At 57.3% G+C, this 17,790-nt stretch carries 17 protein-coding genes; all 17 read right to left on the bottom strand.

Translation table 11 applies throughout. The annotated features are described in order from the left end of the window. Nucleotides 1-159: 159 nt before the first annotated feature. The gene (locus N687_RS0109950; RefSeq protein WP_156040105.1) at nt 160-741 is read right to left on the bottom strand and encodes a DUF6094 domain-containing protein; all 582 of its coding nucleotides are present in this window, start codon (nt 739-741) and stop codon (nt 160-162) included. 1,234 nt (nt 742-1,975) lie between these two features. After that, nucleotides 1,976-3,445: a VWA domain-containing protein gene (locus N687_RS0109965; RefSeq protein ID WP_029421716.1), complete on the bottom strand. Its 1,470-nt coding sequence runs from the start codon at nt 3,443-3,445 to the stop codon at nt 1,976-1,978. Then, complete coding sequence (locus N687_RS0109970; RefSeq protein ID WP_029421717.1) at nt 3,430-4,560, bottom strand: AAA family ATPase; 1,131 nt, start codon at nt 4,558-4,560, stop codon at nt 3,430-3,432. The genes N687_RS0109965 and N687_RS0109970 overlap by 16 nt, the downstream gene beginning before the upstream one ends. A 75-nt stretch (nt 4,561-4,635) precedes the next feature. Beyond that, nucleotides 4,636-5,535 carry a DUF6744 family protein gene (locus tag N687_RS0109975; protein WP_029421718.1) on the bottom strand — a complete coding sequence of 300 codons (900 nt, stop codon included), beginning with the start codon at nt 5,533-5,535 and terminating at the stop codon, nt 4,636-4,638. A gap of 43 nt (nt 5,536-5,578) precedes the next feature. Then, nucleotides 5,579-6,022, bottom strand: a complete 444-nt coding sequence (locus N687_RS0109980; RefSeq protein WP_029421719.1) for a JAB domain-containing protein — start codon at nt 6,020-6,022, stop codon at nt 5,579-5,581. Nucleotides 6,023-6,099: 77 nt separating this feature from the next. Then, nucleotides 6,100-7,275: a DNA polymerase III subunit beta gene (gene dnaN / locus N687_RS0109985; RefSeq protein ID WP_029421720.1), complete on the bottom strand. Its 1,176-nt coding sequence runs from the start codon at nt 7,273-7,275 to the stop codon at nt 6,100-6,102. A gap of 425 nt (nt 7,276-7,700) precedes the next feature. Next, nucleotides 7,701-7,964, bottom strand: a complete 264-nt coding sequence (locus N687_RS0109995) for a DUF4258 domain-containing protein (RefSeq protein ID WP_231493451.1) — start codon at nt 7,962-7,964, stop codon at nt 7,701-7,703. A gap of 4 nt (nt 7,965-7,968) precedes the next feature. Then, nucleotides 7,969-8,106, bottom strand: a complete 138-nt coding sequence (locus tag N687_RS24415) for a hypothetical protein (RefSeq protein WP_197029259.1) — start codon at nt 8,104-8,106, stop codon at nt 7,969-7,971. A gap of 3 nt (nt 8,107-8,109) precedes the next feature. Then, complete coding sequence (locus N687_RS0110005) at nt 8,110-9,669, bottom strand: AAA family ATPase (RefSeq protein WP_029421723.1); 1,560 nt, start codon at nt 9,667-9,669, stop codon at nt 8,110-8,112. 106 nt (nt 9,670-9,775) lie between these two features. Then, nucleotides 9,776-10,084 carry a hypothetical protein gene (locus N687_RS0110010; RefSeq protein WP_029421724.1) on the bottom strand — a complete coding sequence of 103 codons (309 nt, stop codon included), beginning with the start codon at nt 10,082-10,084 and terminating at the stop codon, nt 9,776-9,778. Nucleotides 10,085-10,134: 50 nt separating this feature from the next. Further along, a complete protein-coding gene (locus tag N687_RS0110015) occupies nt 10,135-10,458 on the bottom strand; it encodes a hypothetical protein (RefSeq protein WP_035462143.1) in 324 nt (107 codons plus the stop codon). An 86-nt stretch (nt 10,459-10,544) separates the two neighbouring features. Next, nucleotides 10,545-11,030 (bottom strand): single-stranded DNA-binding protein, encoded by a 486-nt coding sequence (locus N687_RS0110020; RefSeq protein WP_029421726.1) that lies wholly within the window; start codon nt 11,028-11,030, stop codon nt 10,545-10,547. Nucleotides 11,031-11,044: 14 nt separating this feature from the next. After that, complete coding sequence (locus N687_RS0110025) at nt 11,045-12,106, bottom strand: hypothetical protein (RefSeq protein WP_029421727.1); 1,062 nt, start codon at nt 12,104-12,106, stop codon at nt 11,045-11,047. Nucleotides 12,107-12,123: 17 nt separating this feature from the next. Further along, on the bottom strand, nt 12,124-12,666 hold the full coding sequence (locus N687_RS0110030) for a CHC2 zinc finger domain-containing protein (protein ID WP_081841305.1): 543 nt from the start codon (nt 12,664-12,666) through the stop codon (nt 12,124-12,126). An 858-nt stretch (nt 12,667-13,524) separates the two neighbouring features. Beyond that, nucleotides 13,525-14,343, bottom strand: a complete 819-nt coding sequence (locus N687_RS0110035; RefSeq protein ID WP_029421729.1) for a hypothetical protein — start codon at nt 14,341-14,343, stop codon at nt 13,525-13,527. 134 nt (nt 14,344-14,477) lie between these two features. After that, nucleotides 14,478-17,096, bottom strand: a complete 2,619-nt coding sequence (locus N687_RS0110040; RefSeq protein ID WP_231493452.1) for a type IV secretory system conjugative DNA transfer family protein — start codon at nt 17,094-17,096, stop codon at nt 14,478-14,480. A 3-nt stretch (nt 17,097-17,099) separates the two neighbouring features. Beyond that, the gene (locus tag N687_RS0110045; RefSeq protein ID WP_051663132.1) at nt 17,100-17,789 is read right to left on the bottom strand and encodes a sigma factor; all 690 of its coding nucleotides are present in this window, start codon (nt 17,787-17,789) and stop codon (nt 17,100-17,102) included. Between the last annotated feature and the right edge of the window lies 1 nt (nt 17,790).

Here is a 17,790-nt window from a genome sequence, read left to right on the forward strand (position 1 = left end):
GGAGACACAGCTACTGGTGCTGCTCCCAAGCTCATCCTCCACCAGCCATGCGTTAAAAGATGTCAAGGTAGGGGCCGAGAACAGTATATCGCCTTTTACGCCGCCTGGGAGCCTGATGCCCTGTTCGCCCGTTAACGTGAAATAGTGCATTCGCAAATTTTACGAAGGCCCCCGCAGATCCATTGTTACGGCCGGCTTCGGACATCCCTCTTTGGCACTGGTGACATTCCGTTGACGACGACGCCCGAATACCACGACCTGTTTGAATGCCTCGTACTCCCCGGCATCGAACCGGTACACGGCCAAGTCGGTGTAACGGTGAACCAGTGCGCTCACCATTTCTGAGCCGAGTGTGTACCGCGGGATGATGAACACAAGCACGCCGTCCGGGGCGAAATACTTGGACAGATCCCGCAGGAAGATGAGTTCCTTGCGGAACATTTCTCCCCCAAGGCCAAACTGCGAATCGTACGGTGGATTGAGCCACCTCAGCTGCATGCTGGCAGGTTCAACCCGGGCCCGCTCGTATCCGCACTGGACAACATGGTTAAGCAGCTCTTTCGCCTTCAAAGCGCGCTGTCCGTCGAGTTCGATGCCGTATGTCACCGCTCCTGATGGTGCCACAGCCGCCAGTGCATCGCCTTCTCCGCAACAGGGATCGAACCAACGTCCTGGACCGGATGGGACAAGACGGTTGCGGATCTTCTCCACCATGCTGAGTGGAGTAGCGTAGTAGCCCATCTTTGCCACTCCTGCGTATCGCATGTCTGCCCTCACGCCTGGCGCTTGGGATGTGGAGGCCTCACCCCTCCGTCCCAAGCGTGCAAGACGGAGGGGTTCACCTCCTCCTAGTTGTTTGCGGACACCCAAATGGGCTTATACGCCGTTACAGTCACTCTCCACTCAGACTCGGTTTGCTCACAAATCGGCATATGTCCGTCTTCCCAATACAGGACGCAATTGAGTTCATAAACTCCGCACTGTGTGGGAAGGTTGTCCGTGTCGAACGGATTGTCTTGGTGAAAGTTATCCCACCATTCCGCGCAGTCATCGGGGAGGCTGATTGCCACCCAGACTCCGTCGAAGCACAAAGCGGCCACCATCACAAACTCCTCTTTACCGCTTGCCAACGATGGTCCCCCCTCCCCGTCATCGGACAAATGCTGTCGGGTGCCAAACCGGTTCTGATACAACCGGCTTCACCATCTTCAGCCTCGGCCTCGGCAATTCGGGCTCATCTGGTTTTACGACAGCAGCCTCGCGGCCAACCAACACTCGAGACCGACGAACGAGCCGGTTCAACCGTTGGTCCACCTTGGCCACAAACTGTCCGTACCAGCTATCCGCGCACTCTGTCCACAGCAGTCCGTCCGCGATTGCTCTCATTTTCGTCCCCTCTCGCCCTACAAGCAGGGGACGTAGAAGGCTTTCGCCCTCTGTCCCCTAGCTTGCAGACAGAGGGCTTAGCCCCCTTTCTGAAATGTGTGTACAGGTCCGTCAGTTGCTCAACGTGCTGTCAAACGTCTGACCAGGGCCAGCGTGACAAGGTTGAGCGCTACGTTGAGAACCAACAGCGCTGTAATAAGTACGTTCATGCTTTTCCCCCTCCGGTTCATCCAAATGGTCCGTCTGAAACAAGGTCGTCCAGTTGGTGTAGGGGATTTCGTTATGTGCTACACTGATTGGTGGAGCGGGGAGAGAGGATGAGTCCTCCCTCCCGCACCGACGGTCAGTGGGCATCCCGGTGGTGGCGGGGTGCCCGCTTTTTCGTCGGCTTGCTCCGGCGGCTTTTCGTAGCTTCTGGATGACGACCAGCAAGCTCGCCGTTTGAGTGAGCAGTGCGGTTATCGCAGCCAGGAGTTGGACCAACTCCACCATTTTCATCACCCCCTTCCTGGTCAAGGATGGGGGCTCCACCGTGTAGCCGCTCCGGGTGCTCACCCGTGCGCGTTCCACGGGGAGCCCCGGAGAGATTTCAATTCAAGTTTTCAATCACGAACGAGAGCGTCGCATCATTGGCCACTTGCGGCTTGGCGATCACGTCGCTGAATGGCCGGACAGAACGGTCGTCGTATCCAATCACAACGGAGATTACCTGAAACTCCTTCTCGTTTTTCACCCGGGCGAATTCCCCGTGCAAAAACTCGTCGGAGACTCGGCTTTCCCCGTCCGTGATGAACACGATGTCGCCTTTCTTGAACGACGCCTCGTCCATGACTTGCACAGCCTCTCGCAACGGTTGCTCGAAGTCAGTCCCGCCGTTAAAAAAGTGGCTGGCCATTTCAACCAATTCCGCTGGCGTGGCTTCCTTCGGTCGATTCCACTTCTGGACAAAGATCTCATGTCTGCTGCCGAAGTGGACCACGGCAAAGGCCCGTTTCTCCCGGCGCGCAATAGCGAAGAGGGCCAAGGCGATGCCCTTCTCCCACATCTCCACCGGTCCCTGTGTGCTGCCCGACTCGTCAATACAGACGATGATCGGGCCTTGGCCTTCCCGCTCAAAACCGTTCAGCTCGTACTGCAAGAGCTGCTTCTCGGCAAACCGACGGAGGAATTCATCCTCCGTTTGCGGGTCGGCCAATAGCACCAGTTCGGACGGCAACAGGTTCGCGAGATCATCTCCAAGCGTGATGTTGACGACCTCCGAGGGTGGGTGCTGAGTCCGGTTCTTGCGCTTCCGCAATGCGATTGTCTGCATGCGCCCCGCCATCTTCGCGATTTCGCGGAGCTTCGGGAGCGTACGCAGGGCCTCGGCCAACTCCAGCCGTTCCTTGCCGCTGACGGGTTTCCCGTCGCCAGCGCCCACGCCGAACGACTGCATCATCAGTTTCGTTTCGCGAGTCTCTTCCGCCACTTGTTCCAACGCCTGCCGAACAGCCCGGCCGATGGATCCGCTTTGTGCATCGACGGCTTCCAAGAACTGCGCCTCGGTCTGTTGCAGCTGCTGCGCCAGTTGTGCTGCCTGTTGACGGAGCACTTCGGCTTGTTGTCCAGCAGCATTGGATGAGCCGTCGCCTTGGGTCTGCGCCACGTCGTTGTACAGGTCAGCCTGGTCCAGCAATCGCTGAACCTGCCTCTCCAAGTCCTGTACCTGTTGCGCCAGATCCCGAATATCATCAGGCAAGGCCTGTTCTACGGCCTCCCTGAGCGAGAGTGACGCGAGCGCCGCACTGTATTCATCCATCTGCGTTGTGTGCTGCAGTTCCTTCCAAGCGCTTTGGCCCATGACCTGTTCCATGATACGGCGATTGACAACAGGGCCGTTGGGGTCGATTTGCGGGCTAACCTTATAGAGGCTAGCCCACAAATCTCGCATCAATCCGGTGTAAGGTTCCTGGTTGACCGCCGACTGTATGCGCTCGGATTCCTCGAGAATACGAGCCCATATCCGGCGGTCATAGCGATCCGTCTTGATTGCACCCGCATCATTCAGATCCCAAGGCATTTGTGAGTCACTCCCTTCAGGAGTTCCTCAACCTTGCTGTCGGCCTCCTTTGTGCGTTGGAGTTTTGACGGAGAACCGCCAGCGGACATAAACGCCTGGATCTGTGTGCGGATGCTCTTGAGCTTCTTAATCGCCTCGGTTCCCACGGCAATCGCCTGGTCGTCCGGAGCCTTCATTGCGTTGTTTGCGATGTCGCGCGCATCTTCGAGCAACTCGGCCACCTGCCCTGCCACTGGGTCAAGTCGCTTGCGAACAATGGCAGCCACAGTCGCCTTTTGCGACGGGTCATCCCACAGCGCATGCTGCAGGATTTCTGCGTCTTCCTCCAGGACAATGTGGTCGCGTCCAGCAAGCACCGCCCGGGCAGGAAGCAGGCGCTTTGCAACCTGCACCCAACGGCGGTCTGAGAGGAAAATCCCTTCCTGCGCCAGATCGGCTCGAAGTGTTACCAGCGCGTCCGCGACGGATTGGTCAATCCGAACTTGCTCGGCCATCTGCTGCAATAGGTCCAGCTCCGCCAAGGTAATTGGAGCGGGAGGCTGCATCGGCGTCTGCATCAGCATCGCCGCAAAGTTCCCATCATCCTTGACGTAGCCTGGCTCGTATCGCAGCATGAACCGGTCGAACACGGCCTGGAGTTCCTCTTCCTGCGGATACTCATTGGAAGTTCCAATGAGCGTCTTCAGGGGAGACGCCTCTTGCCGTGTGCCGTTGTAAAACACCCGCTCGTTAATCAGCGTGAGCAAGGCGTTCAGGATCGCGCTGTTGGCCTTGAAAATCTCGTCGAGATAGGCCACATGCGCCGTGGGCAGCTTGCCGTGCGTGATTCGTTCGTACTGGCCAGCCTTCAGCTTTGCCAGATCGTAGGGGCCAAACAACTCTTCCGGCGTGCTGAACTTGGTGAGCAGCCACTGGAAATAGTTGCACCCCTCGATCAATTGCGACAACGCCACCGTGATCGCGCTTTTCGCCGTCCCGGGCGGGCCGATAAGAAGCACGTGAACATTGGCGACCAGGGCCGTGATGAGCCCATCCACAACATCCTCGCGTTCTTTGAACTGCCCCTGCAGGTACGTCCGAATGTCGTTCAGTTTTTGAATGGCGTTCATGTTCATCAGAAATCTCCTTTCGCCCCCGTGCTGTGCCGGGGGCTAAGATTGGTTAGCCCCGCACAGCCGGGGGAAAAGGAGTTACAGCTTTTCGATCAAGGACATCATCTGCTGTTCGAGCAGGTCAACGTCCGTTTCCAGGGTTCCGATGCTCTCTTTCAGGATCTCCTGATAGAGAGTCACTTCCTGCCGGATCTGTTTCGCCCGCTCAAGCAACGTCTGGATGGTGTCCTCCGTAACCACGTCTGCTTTTAGCGTGGCCCGAATTTCGTTCAGGATTGTCTCGGCCTTGTTGGTCACGACGTCCCGAACCATGTCCCGGGCCTCTTCCGTGTTCTCAACCGGTAGGTGGTATGCCTTGCATCCAGCCAGGCGGTTGATGAACGCGATGAGTTGGAATAGCAGCTCCTCGTTCTGGCGGGGAATCAGGTAAACTCCTCCCGATTCCTTGAGCGCGGTGGCCGACAAGTCGTTCAGAACCGCGTATACGGCCCGACGCTTGGCCCCGTCATCATACGTGGTGAGGAACAGCTCGTAGTTTTTGCGGAAGGTGTTTACCGCGTCCACGATGAACGGCTCGTCCCTCACGATCTCCACATCCACGGTCTTGTAGTTGTGATCGAACCGCAATAGGGCGGCCTTCGGATCGTAGGTCAGCCGGTGTCCGCTGGTATCCCGGATTTCCACGACAAGGTGACGGACCACCTCGTCGCGGTTGTGCCAGACGTCGCGAACTAAAAGCTCGATGCGCCGATCACCGTCCAGAGTAGCGCGTCCTTCGATGGACTTGCTCGCCCGCCGGTACGCGTCCACGGCCCGAATGGGCGGGAGCTTGTATTGGTCAGGCAAACCTGATTCCATGAACGCTCGTGCCATCGTAACCTGATCGGTGTAGGTTTCTCCAATCTTGTACCAGAACAATTGGCCGATGCGACCTTCGTTCTGGTTCGTGTTCGCAACGAGGTTCTCCAGTGGCAACACTGTTGAATTCCTCCTTTTTGTTTCGTTTCAGTGGTCTCAGGTCTCAGAGCAATCCTCTTGCCTTGAGACTGACGAACCTGCCTTCGTCTCCGATGACAATGTGGTCCAACACATCAATGCCGAGGATTTTCCCTGCTTCAACCAGTCGGCGTGTCACTGCTTCGTCCTCTGGGCTTGGCTCAGGGTCACCGCTCGGATGATTGTGTCCCACAATCACCGACGAGGCATTGCTCAGAATTGCGGGCTTAAATACTTCCCGTGGATGCACGATGGACGCGTCAAGTATCCCGAGACTAACGGTGTGGATCGCGTTGACGTTGTGCTTGGTCGATAAGACCATCACCACGAACATCTCACGGTCCGCGTTGCCGATGTAATCCCGAAAGATGTTTGCCGCGTCTTCGGCGCATCGGATTCGCCGCGAACCTTCGTATTTCAACGTCCGCTCTTTCACAAGTTCCACTCGTACGACGGTGATTGATGACATGTTGCAATCCCTCCAAGCTCCACCCGGCTGCACCGGGTGGAGAGAATTTACCCGGTGCAGCGGGTTGGCTCAGAGTGTCAGCTTGCAGCGCGTTCCGTTGGCTCGACTTGTGCGCGCAGGAATGGAGCAATCAGACCGAGGCCGCCGTCCCCCACTGGTTTGACCGTAAATGGTTGGTTTGGCCCGTCCAATCCCACCTCAACCTGCTTTACACCGTCGAAGGAACGGAGCAAGCCGATCCAGTAGTTGATGTTGCACAGGAGCGATAGCTCACTCGTAATCGTGCTGCTGACCACATCCACGTCGTGCTTCGCAGTACCGTACTGCGCCGATGTGGCTGACACAACAACGCGATCAGCGAAGAAGGTGAACTCCGCCCGTTGGTGTTCAGTCTCGGAAAGGATTGATACCCGTTCGCAGGCCTCCAGCAAAGTCGCCCGGTCGATGATCACAGCCCCACTTTGGCTTTGCGGAATGATGCGGGATACATCCGGGTAACCCGTGCTCAATCCGCGAATGACCATGCGGTATGCGTCATCTCCCCAGGAGACCGTGCACGACGATGATCCGATAGATACCGTTACCTCTTCGTCATCGTCATGCGCCGGGAGCACTGCGGCCAGTTTGTCCAGCAGTGTGGCCGGTACTGGCAGGCTCGTGTCGTCCCCGGATACTTCCTGGCACGGCACGGTGTACTGGGCCAGCCGTGTCCCATCTGTGGCCACTGCATGAAGCGTGGCCCCCGAAATGGTGAGATTCACACCTGTCAACGCCGGACGGGCTTCTCCCTTCGCTGCGGCATATGTGGTACGCCGGAGCAACCGAGACAAGTCCGGAGCGAGGATGACGGCCGTGGTTGACTCGGCCGGGTCGTCACCGTACGGCGTAAAGAGCTTCGGATCAAGTCCTGCAAGCTCATATTTGGCGTTGCCAAAGGTGACGGACGTTCTCCCTGCGGTTTGGTGCAGAGTGATCTGGCCGTTGGCTCGCTTCACAATCTCGTGCAACTCCTTTGCCGGGAGCAGGCACGTACCTGACTTTTCGATGGTGACTGGCGAGTTCGCCGCCTCCTGGAACAGTGTCCGGCGGACCGACATGTCTTCGCTGCTCGCGTAGAAGTCCACGCGGTCCTCGTCCTTGTTCGCCTGGATGAGCACATGGCGGAAAACTGCCTTTGTGGTCGAGGTTGGGACCACACGTACCAGGTCGCGCAACACCTTTTCCAGTTCGGTGTTGTTGAAGCTCACTTTCATCGTTCAATCGCTCCTTTGTCGTTCGATTCGTTTGACCGAAAAAGGTCAACGAAAAACCAGCCGATTCCACAGAGGCTCCGCTTTCGTGGGGACCTCCAGGACATCGCCTGGTTTTAGTTGCATGGCATCGCGGATGTGGTTGTGCTGAACGATAGCATCCACCACGTACCGCGTGTCCGCCGGGCATTGTGTCTCAGCGATGGACCAAACCGTTTGCCCTGGGTTAACCACGACCTGTTTCCACCCTGTTAGTTCAGGTGGTAGAAGCCGCAGGACTAGGATCGTTTCGATCCCCGCGAGAAGCAGCCCAATTCCGGCGTATCGTTTGATTCGCATTGCCATCCCCCCGTGGGTGTCGTTCACCCACGGGACCCGCCGCCCGAGGGTGATGAGTAACCCCCGTATGGCGGGTGGGGTTGTACAACTTACTGGCGCTTACGCCGCACTGCTACAGTGGACTCCCATTCATCCGCGGAGTACACCGTGATGATCGTGTTGGGCTTAGCCAGCACGACGTGCACCGGCTTTCCGTTGACATCCCCGCGTTTCATGACGCGGGTTCCGTTCTCTTGTACGGTCACGCCGACCTGGGCGATCTGCTCGACCGCTTCAACGGGTAACCGGCGTTCGAGAATGCGCCGCACGGCGTGCCCGTCAAACACGGGCTTGCACATGGTTTTCAGTTTCATGGTGTCACACCTTCCATTCGTCGATGTCCTCTCGGCGTGCGGTAAGCACATCCGGCAGAGTTCCATCGACGTAGTGTTTGAGAATCTGGTCAAGCACGTACCCGTCGTCGTCCGACGCGAAGAACGCAGGAATCTTAAACATCCATTACGCCCCCTGCGCCTGTGCGACGTCAGATACGATTTCAACCTGCAACGGACTGTCCGCCACATACGCGGCGATAACCTGACCGCCAAACGTCTCGTCGAAAAGTCGCTGCACGGATTCGGCGTTGTCCACGTACACCGGCATCGGCTCACCCTTTGCCTGTGCGAGGACGCGGCCGATCTCAAGATCGCAACGCACCTTCTCCGAAAACGACAGCAGCCGGTACGGCCGGCCCTTCCACTCAATGCGGAAGGTCTCGCGGATCTCGCCAGTTTCCTTGTTCGCGTCCGTCAAGTGAATGCGGACGTGCTCGAAAAGGCCGTTGAGCTTATCGTGCTGGGCGCGCAGATACTCGAACCGGAACTCCTGCAAGGCCTTCAGCTTGCGCTGCAAGCCATCCAGGCGCTGACGCTCCGATTCGATCTCGACGCGGACCTGCTCGATGTTCGCCCGGGCCTGCTCGTAGAGCCTGACGTTTGTGGCGTAAGCAACTTCGAGGAAGTGCTCATCTTGCAAACGCTTCTCGACGTCCTGCACGAACCGAACAAGCTCAGGGTTGGGAGCATCTTGTTGCGGAAGCGCCTCAAGCTGCTCAATCTCCGCCTTCACCTGGTAGCCTTGCTGAAGCACTTCGGCCAGTTCTTCTTCAACCGCCTTGCGCTTCTTGGCTACCTTCTGACGGATTTGCTCCGCTTTGTCCGGCGGTAACGGTTGTCCGCACGTGTGACAGTGGGTGTCCACTTGCGGGAGGCTGTCTCGAAGCGCACGGTATGTCCTCCCGAGCGACTCGCGCCGCTCACGCAACTCCTTCAAGCGCTGTTGCCGATGTTCGGCTTCCGTCTCGCGCTTGATGAGATCGCGCTTGGCCGCCTCGTACCGCTGGCGTTCCTCGTCCGTGACTTGGCTGACAAAAGGCTTCGGTACTCCCTTCTCAATGGCCGCTAGGTACACACTACGCTGCCCTTCCAAGCGCATCACGTTGTCCTCGCAGGCCTTGATCTCCTGTCGGAGCCGCTGGGCGGCGTAATCGACGGAATCCAGGCCCATGACGAAGTGGTCGTTGGCCAGCAGCGCCGCGTTGTCCGGGCTCATCCGGGCAAGAACCTCGTCTTTTGTCACGTCAGGAACACAGCGGGATAGAACGGTCTTGGCGTCCTTCGGCTCCAGGCTGCTGAAATAGCCCGGAAAGAAGATCGAGAGGAACTCCTGGACCGTCCCGAACCAACCTTCGATTTGGCCGGGGTTTGGCTTCTTTCCGTTTACCAGCTGCACCGAGCCCTTACTTCCGACCCTTGTGCGTGAGATGGTGACCGGGCGTTTGTGGCTTTTGAGGAGGAATGTTGCGGTGACCGCCATGCTTTTGGCACCCAGGCGCATGAGGCTTTCGTCCTGCTTGGCCTTGCCGTAGATGTTGGTGCCCCACAGGCACCACACGACCGCTTCGGCCAGCGTGGACTTGCCCGCGCCGTTGTGCCCGTGCACGGTGGTTACGTCGCCGAAGGTGAACTCGGCGCGTTCAAAGCATCGGAAGTTCTCCAATACCAACGATTGGAGTTTCATGTGGTATCCCTCCCGTGGGTTGTGTTTTGAACACAAGCCCACGGTCGATGCCGGGGCTTGTGTACAACAGGCCCCGCGCATCGTGCGGGATATTATGAGGATGATGTTACTTGTGGCCAGGCTCCCCAAAGATGTAGTCCAGGAGCTTCTTTTCTGGGTCATCATTGGGGTCATACGTTTGTGTAGTGACGTCGTTTCCGGTTATCCGTTGCAGAATGGCTTGCCTGTCTATCGAGTTGAAATCGACGGTGACATACGGCTTGGCGTAGTCGGCAATGCCATCTGCGATTTCCTCTGCAATCGCGAAGGAATTCAACGGATATCGGATCTGACCCTCGTCTGTTACCAAGATCGGCAGATTCACGAACTTGACGCCGTTGATCGTTGCGTTGACCATAAGCACCCTCTTTTCCATGAGGACCACCCCTTCATGACCATTGTATCCTGGTCAACGTCGGGGAGGCTTCAAAATTTGACATTGATTCTGGCGACCTCGACATCTAGTCCATGACGGTCAACCACCATGTCCAATTCCACCAGCAGTTTAACCGTGCGGAAAGGATATTCCGCAAAGCTGAGCACGTACTTGGTGCCCTTGCGGTCAACCGCTCTGATTGTATGAATTGGAACATCATTGATAATCCGCATAACGACTTTCGATGAGATGCCGTATCGGTTCATCACCTTTTTGTTCCGCGGATGAATCGGTACTTCCTCATCAGAAATGGTCAGTTTGCGCTGGAGCATTACCTTGATGAGTGGTAAATCCTTCCTTGTTAAGCGATTCATGCATGCGCCCTAAGTCCAACACCGACGAGAGGGTCCCCCCTCTCGCGTGTTGAACGAGAGGGGCCTGTCCCCCTTTCCTGGTGTCGTTAAAAGGGCAGGTCGTCGTCCGAGATGTCTGGAACGAGGTCGCCTGCGAACGGGTCGTCATCCGCAAACGGATCGTCCTCGAATCGGTTGGCCGGTGGTGCCGGTTTGGCTGGCGCAGGCTTGCTCTTCTGAGCGTCTGCAGCCGGCGCGGTCTTGCCGTTTCCGTCTGCCCGATCCAAGAACCGAACAGACTCGGCAATGACTTCCGCTACGCGCACCTTGTGCCCATCCCGGTTCTCATACGTCCTGATCTGCAATCGCCCGTCCACTGCGGCCATGCGTCCCTTGTGCAGATACTGGGCGCACAACTCGCCAAGCTTCTGCCAGACGACGATGTTGATGAAATCCGTCTCGCGTTCTCCGGACTGATTCGGTCTTGGCCTGTCCACCGCCAGGGTGAATGTCGCCACGGCCGTACCGGAGTTGGTGTAACGCAATTCCGGGTCAGCCGTAAGACGGCCGATCAGGATCACGCGGTTAAGCACGACCCCATCTCCTTTCAGGACACGATCGCGAAATCGACGAGTTCCGTGCGGTTTCTCCACTTCTCAGATGGAGCCGTACGGAACCGGATCGCGGTGCCTGCTTTGATACGTTTCAGCTGGTGGACCAACTTAGGCTCATCCGTGAGGACTTCCACCAGTTCGCCGGCCAACGTGGCCAATTCAGCTCGGGCGACTTCCTTGTTGGACTTGTTGCGCTTGACCTCCACCTTCGCCACCGCCGCCACGTCACCGGCGTCCGTCATGTCCTCGACGTCCGGCTGTGGCTCGGGCTCAGAGATGTCAACATCGACGGCCACGTCCGTGTCCGAGACCATGCTGGCGTCGGTGTACAGGTCCTCCGGTAACTCGTCTTGCGGAATCGGCTCGACGAGCGGCGTCCCCGTGGTGAGCAGCGGCGTCTGACGCAGGAAGTCGGTCAGCTTCAGGTCCTGGATTGCAAGCTCCAGAACGTACACCGTCTTCGCGAAGCCGTCCGGGTTGACCACCTTCGGTACAATCCGCAGCTTGAGCGGAATCATGGCGATCCGCCCGCCCGTCAAGGCGCGAATCATCTGGATGGAGCCGTTGAGGTTTGAGGTAGTGTGATAGCTCGACGTATCGATCTGCCACACTCCGATGCCCGGAACGTCAGGCAGAAAAAATTGCAGCCGACCAATTTCCTTGCACTTTCCTTGCTGGTAGATCGGGCAATCCTTGTACAGACACTGAATCTGTACACGGCCACCCTGACCGTCCGAACGTGAAGCCGTCTCCCCATCACCCTTGCAAAACAGCTTGTACTTTCCGCCTCCCCCCTGGTACGCGGCCAGGTACTGCGGAAAGAACTGCTCCGGGTCGTTAGTGGGAAACGCCACCGTGATTTCTTGTGGCTTGTCTCCATAGACGGAATGAAAAGCAGCCGCAGCAGCCTCAGAGGTGGACTCGTCAGGCTTGACCACGAAGTAGTCGACAGCCTTGGGATACTCCTTGCCCTCGTTGTTGGTCGTACGAATCCCCAAGTGAATCTTTCCAACCCTGGGGACACGCGGAACATCGCACCAGCCTTTGATAGGCACGGTGATTCCTCCTTCGCTTAGCTGACCGCTCCCTCACATACAGGTTCTGCGCGGGTATGGTCAGCTTGGATTTCGTTTTCTCCTTCCGCGAGCAGCCTCATCAGTCGCTCGGTTTGCTCGCGCTTGAATTTTTTATGCGACTGCCACTCACGCCAGATCCAGTCCAGCTCAGCCTTACGGCGACGTTGCCAATCAAGGGCATTCACCCCTGCTGGCGGAATTCGCCGCGGCGTTCTCAGCGTGAAACCGAGTTCCGCGAGTTGAGCTTTGGTCAGACGTTCAGCCGGGTGCAACAGACGCTTGGAACGGCCGTCCTGCGGGTACAGTTCCGCTTTCGCCGCCTCGAAGTCAATGCCTCGAAGCCACGCATGGAACGCGACCGCTCCGCCTTTTGCCCCGCACTTGTGGCAGTAGAACGTGTCCTTGACTGCGGACACGTACAGATGAAAGTCTCGGCCCTGATCTCCGCACACCGGGCAATGGGCCTTGTACTGGCCAGGGCGGGACGTCTTGTACAGCACGAGCTGGTTGCGTTGAGCAACTTCCTCGATGCCGATCACGACGGCACCCCTCCCTTCGCAGTTTTGTCTTGTGTGGTTTCATGCGCCTGGACGCGCTGGTCAGAAGACCGTTCGATCCTCCTTTCGCTTGGTTTCCGCGCCAACGAAAAAAGCCACGGAAACACAAATACGACTCGCTTGTCCATGGTGGACAAACCAGTCTTGTTCGTGTCTCCGTGGCGTGCACGGTTGCACCGTGGTACACGGTGCGTCTATGAAGTTAAACGTCCGACAAGCACACTACGGCTGTCGTCCGTTGGCGCTACTCCACGATTTCTTCCCGGTTTCTTCGCTTTCGCTACTCCACCGGTACTCCATCGCTTCTTCGCGCTTGGAAGAATGGCCAATACGGCCTCCGCGACGGTTTCGCGGTTCATTGGACGCGCTCCATGCACACGACATACGCATGGTCGGTACGCATCCGAATCAAACGCCGGACATTGTTGACGCTGGCCCCTACGCGTCTCACCGGACTCACCCTGCCGTACAAGCTCTGTCACGCGTCTACCCGGTGCAGTCAGGTTGTACGGGGACATCCAAATGGATGTCAGCGGGCTCTCCCAAACCATTAGGCACGGCGCTTTCTCAGGGGTGCGCTGGAGGGAACTCCGCTACTCCATGACTTCTTCCCGTTCCCGGTACTCCGTCACTTCTTCGCGGATTCCTGACAACAAGGCGGGAGATACGTTTTATCCCTGTTGCCTCCACCCACGTGCCCCGCTCGATAAAAGCGGAACCCTTACGGGCTTTTCTATGGGGAATTGACTACGCTATCATTTTGAATTGCCTGTGATAGATTGTCAAGACCCAAAAAGGCCCCGCTGGCAGCGGGGCTCATAATACAGTTCTGATTCGGTATCAGACAAAGGTGCCGAAGAATTCCCGTTCGTCGTGGCCTTTGATCTCGACCATCACTTCTTGGCCGATGTGCAACAACCGGAACATTGTCGGCGTGAAGATACGGACCCGTACGCCCGGACGAATCTCGCCCTTGAACATGTTGTTGTGCACGTTTGTGATCTTCACGCGCACGCGGCTGCCTCTGGAGATCCGGTCTTTTAATTCGGCGAACGGATTGGGCAGCAGAGCCCGGCGCGAAACCACCAGCCCAGCTTCCCTCTTGTCAATGACTTCGACATCGAATCCTTCACCGATTTCACCAGTCTTCGAGGTATCCCAGTCGTACCACAGACGCGGCATCAGGGCTGGATACCCGGCCACGTTCAGACGATATCCACCCCGGGTGATGCCTTGGATGACACCGAAGGCATGTTGCCCCTTGACTGCACGGCGCGCGTTGATCTCCTGCAATCGTTCGAGGGCCTTTTTCCGATTCAGAATCAGAACCGGATTGGCTTCATCCTCGAAGTCGTAATCCTCGACAACGGCAGAAATCCAGTGATTTAGGAGTCGCTCTGGATTTTCCCGTTCACCAAGGCTTGAGAACTCGGGATCGACCGGCAACATCGTTTTCGCAGAACCGATGTCCCCGATGAGAAAGGTCTTGCGCAGTCCCTTCCATTGCACGGTCTGAGTACCGAACAGCTTGTAGTGTGCAATTGCTCCACTTCGCTTCCAAGTTCGAGCGATGGCAGGCAGCTGTTCCCTCGTGATCTCTTCCGGATTGCCTATTCTGGCTCCCTCGGCCAACGTGTTGAGATACACCACGTGATCCATGCATTCAACCTCCGATTCTCTGAATGTACACTTAAACCTTACCATTCGTTCTCTGTATAAATGCGCCATCTTTGCGCCAACAAATTGTGATCCGGCACCGGGGTCCCCCGGCTTTATCTGTTGTGTGGGTTACCTCATCGGTTCTTGCGCTCGAACCCGCACTTTGGACAGCGCCACTTGCGCAGGTCCGAAGTAAGTTCGAGATTAGCGGCCTCGCACTGCGGGCACAGTTTTGGTTGCCTGCGTTGGCGCAGGTCAATCCGGATCACGTTGGGGGAACCGCTGTGCCCGTCTTGCGCCGGCGAATCATCCGGGCTTGGATTCCGCACTGCGTCTGCGGTCTGCTCTTGGTTATCCGGCGGATTGACAGACACGTTCTCGAGTTCGACTGCCGACGATCCGACTTTGATTTCGTCCTGTGAAAGTGCTTCAGGCTGAAGGCCAACAGTCTCGTTCGTCTCTTGCGTGACTGCCGCTTCCGCCACTTCGACCGTGCGTAACTGGGCGATTGGGATCACAGCGTTCGGGTCGGCAGTCGGAAGCACATGCTTGGACGGTGTGGTCACAGCTGTCGTGGGTCGTGTGTTGTTCTGGCTGACCTCAGTGGATATTGCACCAGCGCCTTGTACCTCGTTGGGTCCGGCCATCTGCGCGTTTTCCGCCTGCCCCGCATCGTGTCCGCGCGCAAACCATCTCTGTGCCGATTTGAGCATGTCCGACAAACCTGGCTGTCCAGTGTCCTTGCCCACATCAAAAAACCCGCGACGTTCGTTCACCCACTCGTCTGCAAATGACGTGATACCTACACACGGAACCTGCACCTGGTTGTCAACGGTCATCGCAAAGATCGCCTCGTCCTTACTCAGCCCGTAGGCGATGTCCTCCAAGCGGTAACGCGGGTCTATGGTCTCCTGGGTGCTCACGCGACGGTCGAGCATACGGTTGTCGAACCAGAACCAGCTCAGCTTGTTCTCTGAGACGGTTTCCCGGATGTTTTTCACCGAACCCAGCGAGTGTTCGAGGAACCGGGCATCATCCGGGGACGGGGCCGGGAAGTACACCTTGTTCCGGCAGCTCCCCTCCACCACGTCCATGAACTTCTTGCTCACGTCGAGCAGCTGGGCCCTGGCCTGAATCGCGAGCATCATCCCAACCCGGTACTTGCGCGCTTGGGAGAACATCTCTGTGAACGACTCGGTGCCATACACGGCGAACTCGTCCACGTACAGATACACCGGGCGGCGCGTGTCCTCCGTCCCGCCCCGCTCCAGGCTGTACATCTTGAGCGTGACGAGAAACAGTTTCCCGAACAGCTTGCCGGCCGGCCGGTTTCCGGTGACCACAACCATGAGACGACCTCTTTGTTCCCGTCCGGCTTCGAGGAAGGCCTTAAAGTCGAACGGCGGCAGGCTATCTGTGCTGAACACTTCCCGCAGACGGGGGTTGGTGGCCAACTCGTTGACGACGATCTTGAGGCCTTTCGTGATGGTTTCTAGTTTCTCCATCTGTTGAGCTGTGCGGGTGTCCATCAGAAATGAACGAGCGGCGGACAGTACCATGCTTCGATTACGGTGGTTGAGCGCCTGAAAACGAGCCTCGATTTCCGGGCGTTCATGCTCCCACATGCCCGTAATCTCGTCCATCTCGTCTGCCTTTCGTTTCTTTTTCTGCGGAGTGCCTGCTTGTTGCCCGGCACAATCATTCACCATGCTGCATATGGCCCGGAAGTGAAGCGGGTCGGTGACAAGATCCGCGAATTGCAAAAAGTCCGCTTCCGGCCACAAGGGCACCTGGACCTGAATGACGGTGCGAACCAGGTCGTCCTGTGCGTTCTGAAAGAAACCGTCCTGCCTGCCCATTTTCTCTTGCAGAGCGGCGCGCACGTTGTCGATGATGTCCGCGATTTCACCGCCGAACGGGTTGAACGAGACCGTGCTTTTCATCGTTCCGCGCAGGTCCATGATGTCGGTGTGCACGCCGAACCGTTCCGCCATGTTGACCGCACTTTGCGCAAATCCACCGTCCGGGTCCACCACGATGACGTCCATTGGAACTCCGGACGCAATGGCTCGAATGTCCTGGTAGACGCCCTTGGTTAGAATTCGACTGGTCTTGCCGGTGCCGATACTCCCGAGCACCAGTGTGTTGATGAACCGGTCTTTCCCGTCGATGGTGATGGGTTTACCATTGTCCTTGCGGACGCCGATCTCGATCCCTACCAGCGGAAACTTGTTCGGGTCATTCCGGTACGTTTGGCGGACAGAGTACCCGGATGATGAGGAACGCAGACGTTGCAGGAGCTTGGCCCGTGTGATGGGAGACATGCTGCGGTAGATGAGATACCCGATTAACCACAACGCGGCGGCAACAAGGAACGCCGAGACCACCCACGGGTTTTCGTGCGCGAGTGGGCTGGTTGCGTTGAGATTGGGCAATGCGACCGTGGGTGACTTGCCTGATGTAAGCGGATTTACGATTCCGTTGGCTGGAACGTTGTGCGGTTGAACAGGTGTCGGCGACGGTGAACTGGAATGGAGCGTCTTATTCTGCCACGCGCTAATTATCCCGTGAAGCCTGTACACAGCTAATGCGACCATTCCAACACCGGCCAGGGTTCCGAGCATGGCTAACTGTCCAAGCGCTTGGAAAAACAACCGTTGAATCGCAAACAGTGCGGCTGCGCCCAGCAGGACCAGGACCAATGGAGTGTGCATGAAGTTGAGCCATGAAGCCGGGACCAGTTGTGGCGGCACGTCTCATCCCCTCCTTCTCGTCCGACGTTGTACATCGATCTGTAGCCAAGTGGCGATTTTGTGTCGGGCACGTTGTAGAGCGTTGTCGATTGCTTTCGTATCCCGCTGCAAATCCTTAGATATCTCCTGATACGAGTATCCCGCGATGATTCGGAGGAGAACGTCGCGCTCGAACGGGGTCAACCGCATGTCGTGGCGACTTCTTCCTTTTAACGGAAGCTTTCGACCATCTCGTGTGCTGGCAAGAAGGGTTTGAACCGTTAGCAGATGCTCTTCCGGAAGTTGGACCCGTTCGTCGGGCAGTATTTCAACCAGACAGCTGTATTCCTCTCCTCTCTTGATTGGAGCATCCAATGAAATGGCCGTGTTGAGTGGGTAGTGTTTTTGGGTTCCAGCGAGTTTCACCGTCTGTACGATCTGACGGGAGATGCACATGAACGCGAATGGTTTGAACGGCCTGCCTCTTTGGTAGGCGACGACCGCTTCGTACAAGCCAAGGCAGCCTTCTTGGTACAGATCCTCTGCCGTTGCGCCCCTGGCAAAATAACAACCGGCCTTCCACCGTATGAAATTGGCGAATCTGGACAATAGGGTTTCAAATGCCTGTTGGTTTCCCCGTTTCGACAGGGAGGCCAGTTCCTCATCGGTCATGCGGTCGTAAATACTGGTGTGTTCACTGATTGGAATTGCCATT

This window comes from Alicyclobacillus macrosporangiidus CPP55, assembly GCF_000702485.1.
Lineage (GTDB): Bacteria > Bacillota > Bacilli > Alicyclobacillales > Alicyclobacillaceae > Alicyclobacillus_H > Alicyclobacillus_H macrosporangiidus_B.